Here is a 13311-nt window from a genome sequence, read left to right on the forward strand (position 1 = left end):
AGGAGTGCGTGCCATCTCCAGCGTGACCTCCGAGCAGCAAGCCGAGCGGATTCGGCGGTACTACGAGGAGAAGTCCAGGACCCGCCCCCGCAAGGGCGGGTCCTGGACCGGCCTGTCCCACGAGGAAGTCGTCGAACGCGTGCTGAACGAGTTCGACGAGCCAGGCGTTCCGGGCGCACAGCGCGACTACATGCGGGCCGCGGCCGGTGTGCTGCGCGATCTGGCGGCGATCGGGTTGCCGGTGCTGGCGGTCCAGGACCTCTACCAGTTACGGCTGAACTTCGGGCCGCCGATCGGCTCGAAGCCCATCGACTACCGCGCCGCGGTACCGGTGTTGCTCGACTGGATCACCAAAGTGGACTATCCCCCACTGGCGCACGACATCCTGCACGCGGTGTCGCCCGGCTTCGCCAAGAAACAGGCAAGACCGGTGCTGTTGCGGCTGTTCACGCGGCCACCGGCGGGCTCTCCGTTCACTTTGGACAACCTCAGGGCGAGTCTCGGCATCTCGCTCGGCGACTTCGCCGATCCTTCGGTGGCGGACGAGTACATCGCCTTGGCACTGGACCGCGGCCACGGGGAAGCACGGTCCGGGATCGTGCAGAAACTGCCCAAGACCAAAGACGAGCGTGTTCCGGAAGTGCTGCTCAGCCTGATGGACGATTCGGCTGTGGCGCCGTTCGCCATCCAGGCGCTGGGGCGGATCAAGTACGCGCCCGCGAAGCCGCACTTGGAGCGGGCGTTGGACAGCGAGGACTGGAACGTACGGACTCAGGCGAAGAAGGCACTGAAGCGACTCGACTGAGCACAGTTGTGTGGGACGGGCGCACGGACCCGTCCCACCAGCACCCCACATGTTGCTCCACACTCACCCGCCGTGCCGGGCGGCGTCCTCGCGAGGATTCGAACCCCGGGCCTCGGCGTTCGTAGCGCCGCGCTCTCTCCGGCTGAGCTACGAGGACATTTCACAGAAAAGAGCCGCCGAATCGGATTCCCGATCGGCGGCTCTCGCGCGCTGACTCAATTCTTCAGCAGCGAGAGCCATCCTGACCTGCACGGAAGCACATGTCTCGGTCGTCGGACCAGTTCATTTCACTTCCCCCTTCCGGTGTTGACAGGAATGACTATGACGCATTCCGGGTTGCCGGTCCAACGATTATTCGACCGGCGGAAACCTTGCAGCGGATACGTCAACGTGACGCGGGTGAAGGAGGCGCCGCCCGGTGGGCGCCGGGCCACGGTTGCAGCTCGGGGCTGCGACAAGGCTCGGTAGTGGCTGGCGGCCCGCCGCTGAGAGGTCAACGGCGGGCCCCGGGTGAGTGGTTCACGCCCCGATCAAGGACCACAGCGCGTACGCGATGACGTCGCTGTGCCGGTCGAGTGACGTGGCGTTGATGTTGCTGGTGGTGTCGCAGGCCTGGTGGTAGCAGCGGTCGAACGCGACACCCGAGGTGCCGCCCCACTTCTGGGCCTGTGCCGCGGTCTTGCGGACCTCGGCGCCGCTGAACGTGCCGCCGACGGGGATGCCCGCGCGGGCGAAGGCGGCGTGGTCGGAGCGGCCGCCGACACTGGTCAGCTCGGTCGGCACGCCCTTGGCCGCGAAACCTCGCTCCAGCAGGTCTTCGATCGCCTGGGAGCCGGACGGCTGGCCGGAGGCCGAGTAGACGAAGTACGCGGGGTTCGGCGAGCCGATCATGTCGAAGTTCACGTAGGCCTTGATGACGCCGCGCTGCGCCGCGGTCAGGCTGTTGACGTACGCGGTCGAGCCGAGCAGGCCGAGTTCCTCCGCACCCCACCAGCCGAAGCGCAAACGGTTGGTGGGCCTGAGGTTCTGCCGCGACACGGTCAACGCCGTCTCCAGCAGCCCGGCCGAACCGGAGCCGTTGTCGTTGATGCCGGGGCCACGGCTCACGCTGTCGAGGTGGCCACCCGCCATGACGACGTTGTTCGCGTCGCCGTACGGCCACTCCGCGATCAGGTTGTAGCCGGTCGCGCCGCTCGCGGTGAACTGGTGGATCCGGGTCTGGTACCCGGCGGCGTCCAATTTGGACTTGACGAAGTCCAGCGACGCCCGGTAGCCGGGACGGCCGTGTGCCCGGTTGCCGCCGTTGGCGGTCGCGATTCGTTGCAGCTCAGCCAAATGCGCCTGGACGTTGGCCACCGGGATGTCCGGTGCCGCCGCGACCGCGTTCGCCGGGGTGACGGTCCCGACGGTCGCTCCGAGGACAAGGAGCATCGATGCGAGGAGCTTCATGGGTTCCTCCTGAATGTGCCGTTTGCAGGGGGATGGACGGCACGTCCTATTCAGGGGCACGCATGGGTCACGGCGGTACCCGCCGGAAGTTGGTCGCGCACCCTGGGGTCGAACCAGGCAACCCAGGAATATGAGCCCCGGGCGGTCGCCGGACCGTGCGCGCTGTCGGAACACCGCTCCCGCGCCAGGATTCGAACCTGGCCTTACCGATTAACAGTCGGTTGTGCTGCCGCTGACACCACGCGGGAGGAAATGAAAAAGCCACCCGTCGCACGCGACAGGTGGCTCCCGGTCTCCATGACGTTTCAAACCGTCATGGCGGGGAACCACCACAGTGCATGCGATTGCGCTTTGTCATGGGTAAAGCGTCGCATGCCGGTCAACAGGGTTTCCACCTGTGGACAACCCTGTGGATGAGTGGCCTGGCCTGTGGATAACCCCCCTCGCATCCGCAGGCCGAGGCCCTCGGCGGTGTGGATGGCCGCGACGCGCGTCCCCTGTGGACAAGTCAGTCCGCCGACGTCGGCGCGCGGTGTTCACCCGATTGGCCCCCACCTGGCCGTCACCTGCGGGTTCACCGCTTTCCGGTACGCCCATCCGACAATCTGGTTCATCCGTGGTTCACGGCACACACCGGACGCCTTACTATGCGTATCCGTCATGGGGGGCCGGGAAAGGAGCAGCCCAGGGTGCCGAAAAGAGTCAATGACCTGTTCAACCTGGAGACCGTGAGGCGTGCGATGCGGGACAAGGCCGTCCGCATCGTCGACCAGGTTGTCAGCCGCTACCACCATGAGCAGGCCGAGCACATCGCCCGCCTGGAGCGGCAGGTCACTGAGCTGCGCGAACAGCTGCACAAGGAAATCGTGCACCAAGGGGACCGGACCAGGGACCGGGTGCTGGAGTTCGAGATCCGGCACCGCCGCGACATCCCGTTCGCGGCCGACCATGAGGCCGCGCAGGAAAGCGCGCGGTTCGTGCACGAACACATGCCGACCAAGCAGGCGTTCCCGCACGCGCACGCCACCCTCGAGCACGCGCTCTCGCTGGCCCCGCGCGGCGGCCTGGCGCTGGAGTTCGGTGTGTGGCAGGGCACCACGCTCAAGATCATCGCCACCGACCGCGACGGCGAGGGCGTCTACGGCTTCGACTCCTTCGAAGGACTGCCGGAGGACTGGCGCAGCGGGTTCCCCGCCGGGCACTTCACCGTCGAGGGACTGCCGGACGTGCCCGGCGCCGAACTGGTCGTCGGCTGGTTCGACGACACCCTGCCCGGCTTCCTCGACGAGCACCCCGGCGTGGTGGATTTCCTGCACGTCGACGGCGACCTCTACAGCTCCGCGAAGACCGTTCTCGACCTGGTCGGCCCGCGGTTGCGCGAGGGCAGCGTGATCCTGTTCGACGAGTTCTTCAATTTCCCCGGCTGGCAGAACCACGAGTACAAGGCGTGGATGGAGTACGTGGAGCGCACCGGCGTCCAGTTCACGTACGAGGGCTACACGTGGAACAACGAGCAGGTCATCGCGAAGGTGACCAAACCGGGCCGACACTGACCTGAACCGATGGTGAACAGGCCGCGTCCGCGAGAGGGACGCGGCCTGTTCCCGTTGTGGCCCCGGGGCCGGGTTCTGGCTCGTCCGGCCCATAACTACACTTTCCTCCTGTTCGCAGCCGGGGGAACTGATCGCTGCTGATCAAGCCGAGCGCGCAAAATGATCGAGAGGGCAGACCGTTGATTGACGGGAGTACGGCCGCCGACGTGCGACCGGACGAGAACGCCACCGGACGGTCCGTCCCGGAGTGGCTGTGGGTCATCGCCATCGGTCTGATCGGCGCGCTGGTCTTCCTGATCCCGTACCTGCAGAACCCGTACTTCTACTACATCGGTGACAACCCCGAGTCGTTCGTGCCGAACTGGTACCACTACGGCGAGCAGCTGCTCAAGGGCATCTGGCCGACGGTCGACTCGGCGGGCTGGTACGGCGGCAACTACATCGGCGAGGCCGCGGCGTCCACCTGGAACCCGGTCTTCGTAGTCTGCTACATCATCGTCGCGCAGTTCAACAGCCTGACAGCGGCGGCGGCGTTCGTGATGATCGCGCACCTGTCGCTGCTGTCGATGGGCACGTACCTGCTGGCCCGTGAGTACGGCGCCGCGCGCGTGTCGTCGACGGTGTTCGCGTTCGCCGTGCCGCTGAGCGGCTTCACCTTGTACTACGAGGCCTCCGGCTGGCCGGCCGGTCTGGCCGCGTTCGTGTGGGTCACCTGGTTCTGGTGGGCGGCCCACCGGTTCGCGCGCGGGGCGTCGTCCCCGCTGCTGCCGTTCCTGATCGGCGCGATGGCGATGACCATCGGCAACCCGTACGCGGCGCTGGGCCTGATCATCGTGATGTTCGGCATCGGCGTCGAGCTGCTGGTCCGCAAGAACGTCCGGACCTTCGTGAACCTGGCCATCATGGGCGCCTGTGTCGGCTCGGTGGCCGTGCTGGTGTTCTTCCCGCTGCTCGGGGCGATGCCGGTGACGTCGCGCCAGGAGCTGGCGATGATCGCCAACGACACGTTCCTGGTGCCCGGCGTCGGTGACCTGGTCTCGTCGAGCGCACCGAGCTACCTGCCTGCGATCACCAACTGGGGCGGGCAGGTCCGCGAGAACCTGCCGTCCACGTACTTCGTCTGGTTCGCCATCCCGCTGCTGCCGTGGCTGCGCTGGCGCACGCTGCTCAAGCCGGCTCGTTCGCTGGTCAGCCTGGGTGTGGTCGGCGCGATCTACGCGATGCTGAGCTTCGGCCCGTCGAACCTGTGGCTGTTCCGCTGGCCGATCCGGCTGATCGAGTACCTCTACCTGGCGATGGCCGTGCTGCTGGCCGTCGTGCTGTCCAAGGGCCTGGCCAAGGACCACTTCCGCAACCGGGCGCTGGCCACGGTCGGCCTGGTCGGGGTCGGCGCGTACCTGTCGTTCGCGGTCCGGCCGGAGTTCTGGCGGATGCACGCGCTGGCGACCGTGCTGGTCCTGCTCTTCTTCTTCGCCGCACTGTGGGCGTACAAGAAGCGCGGCTGGTACGCGTTGGGCGCGATGCTGCTGGTCGGCACGGTCGGCATCGCCACGTACCAGACCAACCGGATCCCGTACCCGGGCGTCGCGGTCGGCCCATCGATCGTGCCGGCGAGCGACGTCAACCGGGTCAAGGCGGGCACCGACGACTACAAGGGCACCTACCTGCAACTGGCGTCGCAGGGCCTGGTCAAGGGCACCAGCGAGCAGGACGACGGCGAAGTCATGTTCGGCAACCTGTCCGTGCTGACCGGGCACGAGTCGATCACCCGGTACAGCGGCATCGGCTTCACCGAGTTCACCTCGGCGCTGTGCATGGACTACAAGGGCTCGGTGTGCCCGGACGCGTACCGCAACGCGTTTCGAACCGTTCAGGGCACCGACATCCCGTTGATCGACGCGCTGCGTGTGCAGACGCTCGTGCTGCAGGACGCGCTGTTCCCCGATGTCGTGAACAACCCGCCGCCGAAGGGCTGGAGCGTCGCGGAGCGTGAAAGCGGACGCACCGTGTGGACACGGGACGCGCCGCTGGCATACCCGGGCCGCGTATCCTGGGCCTCACGTGGCACCACGGTGGTCTCCTCGATCTCCGAACCCGCCACCGAGCAGGTCAAATTCAATGCGCCCGCCGGGGGCGGGACGCTGCTATTCGCTCGCCTTGACTGGCCCGGATACAGCGCCACAGTCGACGGCAAGACGGTCGAGGTCCGCAACGGGGACGCCGGCCTGATCACCATCGACGTGCCCGCCGGTGAGCACACGCTCGTGCTGGACTACGAGACTCCAGGGCTGCGACTCGGCGTGACCCTCCTGGCCGGGGCGACCCTGGTGGTGCTGATCCAGACGTTCTGGTGGTGGCGGACCGTCCGCCGCACCCGGCGCCGCAACGACGCGGAGCCGAACCCCCGAAGTGACGGTGGCGTCGCCGATGCCACCACCGAGATCTCCCCGGTCCTGACGCCCGCGGGACCACACGACGAGAGAATCTGAGGAGCAGGAAACCGCATGCCGACCCAGCAGGAGCAGAAGGTGGCCAAGCCCCAGAAGACAGGCGGCTCCCAATCGAGCATCCGCGGCGTGGTTCAGCGAATCCTGTTCGCCTCACCCAGCCCGCAGGCGCCCAACGAGCTGTACTCGCTCGGAACCTACGGTGCTGTCCGGCCGGAACGCCACCGCGTGGTCGTCGAGCCGGACGCCCGGCTGACCACGAACACGTACTTCGGCCGGCTGCCCGCGAGCTACCTGCAGCGCTGGACGCGGATTCGTGAGCTGGAGGCGGTGTTCCGGGTCCGCGGCTCGGGCAGGCTGGAGATCCACGCGTCGGACGCCGAGGGTGAGCCCCGGATCCTGTCCACCGCCGAGGTCGCCACCCCGGCCGAGCAGGAGGTCCGGCTGAAGGTCACGCTCGACCGCTTCATGGACGGCGGCTCGATCTGGGTCGAGGCCGTGACCACGGCCGAGGAGCTGACCATCGAGGACGTCCGCTGGGTGGTCGGCGAGCCGCTGCGGGACCGGTTGACCTCGGTGGTCATCTGCACGTTCAACCGTGCCGACGACTGCCTGAACACCATGCGCGCGCTCGGCGAGGACACCGAGCTGCTGGCCACGCTCGAGCACGTCTACGTGGTCGACCAGGGCAACGACACCGTGCAGAGCCGTGAGGGCTTCGACAAGGTCGTCGAGCTGTTCCAGGGCAAGCTGCGCTACCTGCGTCAGCCGAACCTGGGCGGCGCGGGCGGCTTCACCCGCGGCATGTTCGAGATCAGCGGCGTCGGCGGCAAGCACGCCAACGTCCTGCTGATGGACGACGACGTGCTGCTGGAGCCGGAGACGGTCCTGCGTATGGCGTCGTTCGCCAACAACGCGACCGACCCGGTCATCGTCGGCGGCCAGATGCTGTACCTGTACCACCCGAACCGCCTGCACATCGGTGCCGAGACCACGGACCTCGCGCTGCTCAAGCCGGGTGTGCCGGTGGCCGGCGCGGTGCACAACGTGGACCTGACCAAGGAGCTGCCGCACCGCAGGGTGACGGCCGGCTACAACGCCTGGTGGTCCTGCCTGATCCCGGCCGAGGTGATCGAGCGCTGCGGCCTGCCGCTGCCGCTGTTCTTCCAGTGGGACGACATCGAGTACGGCACCCGTGCGGGCCGCCACGGCTTCGCGACCGTCACGCTGCCCGGCGCGGCCGTGTGGCACGCGGACTTCGCGTGGAAGGACTGGGACGACTGGGCCCGGTACTTCAGCCTGCGCAACTCGCTGATCACGTCCGCGCTGCACTGGGACGGCTTCGACGGCAAGACCGCGGCGAAGGTGCTGGCCAAGCAGCTGGCCGAGTACCTCGTGTCGATGCAGTACGGCATGGCGGCGACCCTGCTGAAGGCCCTTGAGGACTTCCTGACCGGCCCGTCGGTGCTCACCGACGGCGGTGTGGCGGCGGCGGCCGATATCCGCAAGCTGCGCAACGACTACCCGGACACCCACCGCAAGCAGCCCGCCGACCTGCAGGTCGAGGGGGCTTCGACGCTGCCGATCATCGACGACCCGGGCAACCCGTCGCTGCCCAAGGCCGTGATGGTCAAGCGTGTGCTGAACATCCTGACCGGCCGCAACGGCGGCGCGGCGCAGATCATGGCCCGCGACGCCAAGTGGTGGCACGTCTCGCTGTTCAAGTCGGTGATCGTCACGGACTCCGCGCAGGACGCGTTCCGCGTGCGGCAGTTCGACCGTGAGGTCGTCGTCGACCTGGCCAAGCGGGGCACGAAGATGCTGGCGCGGCTGGCCAAGGAAGGCGTCGACGCCCGTGAGGCGTGGCGTGGCGCCATGGGCGAGCTGACCACCCGGGAGAACTGGGACCGCCTCTTCAAGTCCTGATTTCTGGCAGCGGAAGGCTGGAGTGGTTCGTCACTCCGGCCTTTCTGTCGTTTCACAACCGTCGCGGCTGGGCACCCCACAGGGAGTTTGTCCGCGCGACCCGCGGAGGGTGTCTTGCTGGCCGACCGCTACAGAATCGACGAGCTGCTCGGAACCGGGGGCATGGCCGACGTGTACCGCGGGTGGGACACGCTCCTGCAGCGGTCGGTCGCGATCAAGGTGTTCCGCGAGCAGGCGGACGTCACGGCACGCCGCCGCTTCGACAACGAGGTCCAGATGCTGGCCACGTTGTCCCATCCCGGCCTGGTCTCGGTCTTCGACGCCGACACCGACCGGCAGACGCCGTTCGCCGTGTTGCAGCTCGTCGAAGGCCAGACGTTGCGTGCCCGGATCCGCCAGGGACCACTGTCGGCCGACGAGGTTCGTACCCTGGGCGCGCAGATCGCCGACGCTTTGGCGTACGTGCACGACGAGGGCGTGATCCACCGGGACGTCAAGCCTGCCAACGTCCTGCTCGACAGCGACGGCACGGCCTACCTGGCGGACTTCGGCCTCGCCAAGGCCGTGGACGCGACCCGGATGACCCAGGCCGACATGTTGGTGGGCACGGCGGCGTACCTGGCCCCCGAACAGGTCCGCGGCGGCGACCTGGACTCCCGGGTGGACGTCTACGCCCTCGGCCTGGTCCTGCTGGAATGCCTCACCGGCCACCGGGAGTACGAGGGCAACGAGATAGAGACCGCGGTGGCCCGGTTGCACCGCCCACCGGCGATCCCGCCGGACCTGCCGGCCGACCTGGTCCGGCTGCTGTCGTCGATGACCTCACTGACTCCACGCCGCCGTCCCACCGCCGCGGAGTGCGCCGCGGCCCTGCGCAGATCCGAGACCCTGACCCTTGTGCCACCTCGGCGTTCCGCGAGGAAGCTGGTGGCGGCAGGTGTCGGCGCGTTGTTCGCGACCACCGCCCTGGTCTGGACTACCGCGAGCAGCGGCAGTCACGATCCGGTGATCAGCGATCCCCGGCTGGCGCCCGCGTCGGTCGCTCCGCCTGCCGCCGTGCCGGTCGCGGAACCCGCCGTCGCCCCGCCGACGACTCAGACCGCGGTCGACGCCATCCGCAACCAACCCGTCGTCAAGCACGACGTCGGCGCCCCTCCGAACGACCACAGGCAGGGCCCGAACAAGGGCAAAGGCAAAGGTTCGAACAGCGGCAAGAAGCCGAAGCACTGACCGTCAGTCCACACACGGAATCGGAGCCGGCGCCTGGTTCGCCGGTGCTGCCGGGACGTCCGCGGGCGGTGGTGCGGTTTCCGGCTTCTCCTGCTTCTTCGGTGCCGGGTTGAGCATCTCGGCGACGGCGGCGCGGACCTTGTGGGGGTCGACGATGTTGATGCTTTCGCCGTCGACCGTTTCGGTGCGCTCGATCGGCAGGGTCAGGTAGGTCATCCGGCCGCGGGTCAGGTTGGACATGCGTATCGCGAAGTCGAACAGTTCGATGCCCTCGTCCACCACGACGTTCTGTTTGGCGACGTCGACCAGGCCGGGCAGCAGCGCGGCTCCCTCGCTGCGGACCTTGTGCATCACGGCGGCGACGAATGCCTGCTGACGACGGGTGCGATCGAGGTCGCCGTTGTGCAGTCCGTGGCGTTGCCGGACGAAGGCCAGAGCCTGGGACGCGTTCAGGGTTTGCCGTCCGGCCGTCAGGTTGGCGCCGGACAGGGGTCGTGGGTCGCGTTGGTGACGCACACCTCGATGCCGCCGAGGGCGTTCGCCAGGTAGTAGAACCCGGCCAGGCTGACCTCGGCGATGTGGTCGATCGGCACGTCGAGGAACGTGCGGACCGTGTCGATCTGGGCGCGGCGGCCGGCTTCCCGGCCGCGGAACTCCAGCTCGTGCGGGTCCCGCAGGCCGTCGGCGCGCAGCCTGGTCTCTTCGGCGATCTTGGCGCGGCCGTACGCCTCCTTGATCTTCCCGCGGACCGGGCCGCCGGGGATGCCGTGCAAGTCGACGAAGTTGTCGCGGGGAACAGACAACGCGGTGGCCTGTGAACCGTCATGGGGGATGTGCAGCAACATCAACGTGTTCGCGTTGTAGCCGCCGCGATCGCTCTCCCCGGCGTGCAACTGGGTCAGGATCGCGTCCGGCAGCGGGTCGCCGTTCAGGTCCAGGCGGGTGGTCAGTCCCATCACCAGGATGTTCACCGCGCCAACGGATCGCGGTGCGTCCGGGGCGATCGCCTTGGACCTGCGCACGCCTTCGTCCAGATCCCGGTACGTGGCCCAGGCCACGCCCGCGGCGACCATCAGCGTCACGGACAGCAGAATCCAAGTGGTCCGGACCATGACGATCGCGGACTTCCGCGGCCACCCCATGCCGCGGATGTTACGCGACGGGGTGGTTGAGCTATATCCTGTTTGGAGTCCGATCAAGACAGCGGGACGGCAGCGGTGGGGGAAGTACCGGTACATCCGCGGGTACCTGTGGAAGTACCAGCGGTCGCGGCCGTCGCCATCCTTACTGTCTTCGTAGGTATGGGGTTGATCACGGACGGCGGCACCGTCGGCTGGGTCTTCGGAGCGTGGGTCATCACCGGCATGGTCGCGGCAGCGGCGCTCGTCCGGCCGGTGGGCCTCTGGATTGTGGTTCCCGCGCCGCCGATCGTCCTGCTGATCGTGGTGGTGGTCCGCATCGCGTGGCACTGGCAACCGGTGTGGGGCAACACAAAAGAGCTTGTCGCCGCGTTCGCACCCCCGTACCTTCACGGATTCCCGTGGCTTGCGGCCGCCGTCGGCGTCGGTCTCACCATCGCGGTCATCCGCATCACCAGACGCTGAGTTCTGTTTCACCTGGGGGTCATTCATGCCGCAGGACAACGAGAGACCTGTGTTCGCATCGGCCGGCCGCGGCCGGGCATTCGTCCGGCTGGCCAGCCGGTTGCTGGCGGCAGGCATGGTCGTGCTGGTCGTCGTGATCGTCGCGACCACGCTCTGCTCCGTCCACGTCGACACGGCATTGCCATGGCTCGGCACCGTTCCCAGGTAGGCCGGATTCCCTGGGCGCATTGGATCACCGTGGTCATCGGCGTGCTCCTGCTGCTGGGCACGCTGACGATCCACGCGTACAGCGTGACCACCTCGCCCGAGGCCGAGCCCACACGCGCCGACGGGACCGTCGACGTCACCGACAACACCATCGCCCTGGTGATCCACGACAGCCCGAATCCGAAGTGGACAGCACGCATCCTGGACGCGCTGCGCAGGCACCACGCGCACGCGACGTTCATGGTGGCCGGGACACGGGTGAACGACCATCCCGAACTGGTCCGGCGGATGCTCGACGAAGGCCACGACATCGGCATCACCGGACTTCGCCCAGGTGACGTCACCCAGCTGCCCGGCTGGCAACGGGACCTCGAGCTGTCCTTGGCCCAGCAGTCGCTGGCCGCGGCCATCGGTGTCCACACGCGACTTTTCGGTGTGCGGCCGAATGCGTCCGACGAAGCGCTGAGGACGCTCGAGCATGACGGCTACCTCGTTGTCAAGCCAACCAGCGACGCGTTGTCCTTACCTTGGGGCGACCTTCCGGCACTCTCCGCCGTCGCCGGGCCCGGCACAGTCGTCCGGATGCATGACAACGGCAGCGTCACCGTGGACGAGGTGAACGGCCTGCTGTCCACAATGTCCACTCGTGGGCACCGCTTCGCGACCATGTCCGAGGCACTGATGATGCCTCGTCCGCACGACGAAGCGGGCCTGGGCAGCCGGATCACCGGGCACCTCACCGCCGCGGCCCAGAATCACGGCGGCACGCTCGTGATCGTGCTGAACGCGCTGATCATCATGGCCGCGTTGTTGGCTGTGCTGCGCACGTTGATGCAGCTCGGCTTGGCGAACACCGCACGCCGCTTGGCGCGCGAGCGTGAGCTGAACCCACCGCCGTGGTACTCACCGCCGGTTTCGGTGGTCGTGCCCGCGTACAACGAAGCCGCGAACATCGTCGCCACAGTTCGGTCGCTGCTGGCCAACACGCACATGGCCGACGTCGAAGTCATCGTGGTGGACGACGGTTCCACCGACGGCACCGCGGATCTGGTGCTCGCGCTGGACTTACCAGGGGTACGCGTGATCCGGCAACGCAACGCGGGCAAGTCGGCCGCGCTGAACACCGGCATCGCGCATGCCACTCACGACATCCTGATCCTGGTGGACGGCGACACCGTGTTCGAACCGGAGACCATCGGCCACCTCGTGCAGCCGATGGCCGACGCGAGCGTCGGCGCGGTGTCCGGCAACACCAAGGTGGCCAACCGGCGTAGCCTGCTCGGCCGTTGGCAGCACCTGGAGTACTGCGCGGGGTCCAATCTGGACCGCCAGATCCTCAACGCCTTGCAGTGCATCCCGACCGTGCCCGGCGCGATCGGCGCGTTCCGCCGGGAAGCACTGCGGGACGTCGGCGGGATCAGCTCGCAGACCATCGCCGAGGACACCGACCTGACGATCGCGATCACGCGCGCGGGCTGGCGCGTCACGTACACGCCTGACGCGCGGGCGTGGACCGAAGTCCCGGCCACGCTCGGCGCGCTGTACCGGCAGCGTTATCGCTGGTCGTTCGGCACGTTCCAGTCGATGTGGAAGCACCGGCACAGTTGGCGCGATCGCGGGCCGTCCGGTCGGATGGGCCGCTACGGCCTGTTCTACCTGTTCGCGTTCCAACTGCTGTTGCCCTTGCTCGGTCCGGCGATGGACGTGTTCGTGTTGTACGGCATGTTCATCGCGGAAGCGCCGTACGCGATCGTGGTCTGGTTGCTGTTCCTGGCGATCCAGACCGCAGGCGCCGGTTACGCCCTGTATCTCGACGGCGAGTCGTTGCGTCCACTGTGGGGACTGCCCCTGCAACAGGTGGTCTACCGGCAGCTCACCTACCTCGTGGTGATTCAGTCGATCGTCACGGCACTGCATGGCGCGCAGCTGAAGTGGCAGACCAACGTGCGAACCGGCCAGGCCGCCCGGAAACTCAGTGGTGTCGAAAGTTTCGAACCGAAGGACCCGGCCAGACAGCACTGAATGACGGGTTCTTGACTCTGTGTGCACATCCCCATACATTTATTTCGAATATGTTTTCGAAAGTTTCG

9 protein-coding genes, 2 tRNA genes and 1 pseudogene are annotated in these 13311 nt (G+C 67.5%); 8 read left to right on the forward strand and 4 right to left on the reverse strand.

Annotated elements, in window-relative coordinates; all coding sequences use genetic code 11:
* The first annotated feature begins 22 nt into the window (after nt 1–22).
* The gene (locus GC106_RS18975; protein WP_173132191.1) at nt 23–805 is read left to right on the forward strand and encodes a HEAT repeat domain-containing protein; all 783 of its coding nucleotides are present in this window, start codon (nt 23–25) and stop codon (nt 803–805) included.
* Between the two features lie 83 nt (nt 806–888).
* Here GC106_RS18975 and GC106_RS18980 read toward each other — a convergent pair.
* From GC106_RS18980 to GC106_RS18990, 3 genes are all read right to left on the reverse strand, one after another.
* Nucleotides 889–962 (reverse strand) — tRNA-Arg (locus tag GC106_RS18980).
* Between the two features lie 362 nt (nt 963–1324).
* Nucleotides 1325–2254 (reverse strand): M28 family metallopeptidase, encoded by a 930-nt coding sequence (locus GC106_RS18985; protein WP_173132194.1) that lies wholly within the window; start codon nt 2252–2254, stop codon nt 1325–1327.
* A 176-nt stretch (nt 2255–2430) separates the two neighbouring features.
* A tRNA-Asn gene (locus tag GC106_RS18990) sits at nt 2431–2502 on the reverse strand.
* 492 nt (nt 2503–2994) lie between these two features.
* Between GC106_RS18990 and GC106_RS18995 the strand changes: the two genes are divergently transcribed.
* The 4 genes from GC106_RS18995 (at nt 2995) to GC106_RS19010 (ending at nt 9410) form a co-directional block, all read left to right on the forward strand.
* The gene (locus GC106_RS18995; protein WP_217280708.1) at nt 2995–3807 is read left to right on the forward strand and encodes a class I SAM-dependent methyltransferase; all 813 of its coding nucleotides are present in this window, start codon (nt 2995–2997) and stop codon (nt 3805–3807) included.
* Between the two features lie 206 nt (nt 3808–4013).
* Nucleotides 4014–6296 (forward strand): YfhO family protein, encoded by a 2283-nt coding sequence (locus GC106_RS49340; RefSeq protein WP_173132199.1) that lies wholly within the window; start codon nt 4014–4016, stop codon nt 6294–6296.
* A gap of 15 nt (nt 6297–6311) precedes the next feature.
* Nucleotides 6312–8180, forward strand: a complete 1869-nt coding sequence (locus GC106_RS19005) for a glycosyltransferase (RefSeq protein ID WP_173132201.1) — start codon at nt 6312–6314, stop codon at nt 8178–8180.
* Between the two features lie 114 nt (nt 8181–8294).
* Complete coding sequence (locus GC106_RS19010) at nt 8295–9410, forward strand: serine/threonine-protein kinase (RefSeq protein WP_173132203.1); 1116 nt, start codon at nt 8295–8297, stop codon at nt 9408–9410.
* Nucleotides 9411–9413: 3 nt separating this feature from the next.
* Here the strand turns inward: GC106_RS19010 and GC106_RS49725 are convergent.
* Nucleotides 9414–10648: pseudogene (locus tag GC106_RS49725) on the reverse strand (LCP family protein).
* 12 nt (nt 10649–10660) lie between these two features.
* Between GC106_RS49725 and GC106_RS19025 the strand changes: the two are divergent.
* Genes GC106_RS19025 through GC106_RS19035 form a run of 3 tightly spaced genes read left to right on the forward strand, consistent with a single transcriptional unit; the run spans nt 10661 to nt 13243 of the window.
* Nucleotides 10661–11014 carry a DUF6542 domain-containing protein gene (locus tag GC106_RS19025; protein ID WP_312872729.1) on the forward strand — a complete coding sequence of 118 codons (354 nt, stop codon included), beginning with the start codon at nt 10661–10663 and terminating at the stop codon, nt 11012–11014.
* Nucleotides 11015–11063: 49 nt separating this feature from the next.
* A complete protein-coding gene (locus tag GC106_RS19030; RefSeq protein ID WP_173132211.1) occupies nt 11064–11222 on the forward strand; it encodes a hypothetical protein in 159 nt (52 codons plus the stop codon).
* Nucleotides 11198–13243, forward strand: a complete 2046-nt coding sequence (locus GC106_RS19035; RefSeq protein ID WP_173132214.1) for a bifunctional polysaccharide deacetylase/glycosyltransferase family 2 protein — start codon at nt 11198–11200, stop codon at nt 13241–13243. The genes GC106_RS19030 and GC106_RS19035 overlap by 25 nt, the downstream gene beginning before the upstream one ends.
* Nucleotides 13244–13311: the final 68 nt, after the last annotated feature.

It is taken from the genome of Kibdelosporangium persicum (genome assembly GCF_013280595.1).
Taxonomy (GTDB): domain Bacteria; phylum Actinomycetota; class Actinomycetes; order Mycobacteriales; family Pseudonocardiaceae; genus Kibdelosporangium; species Kibdelosporangium persicum.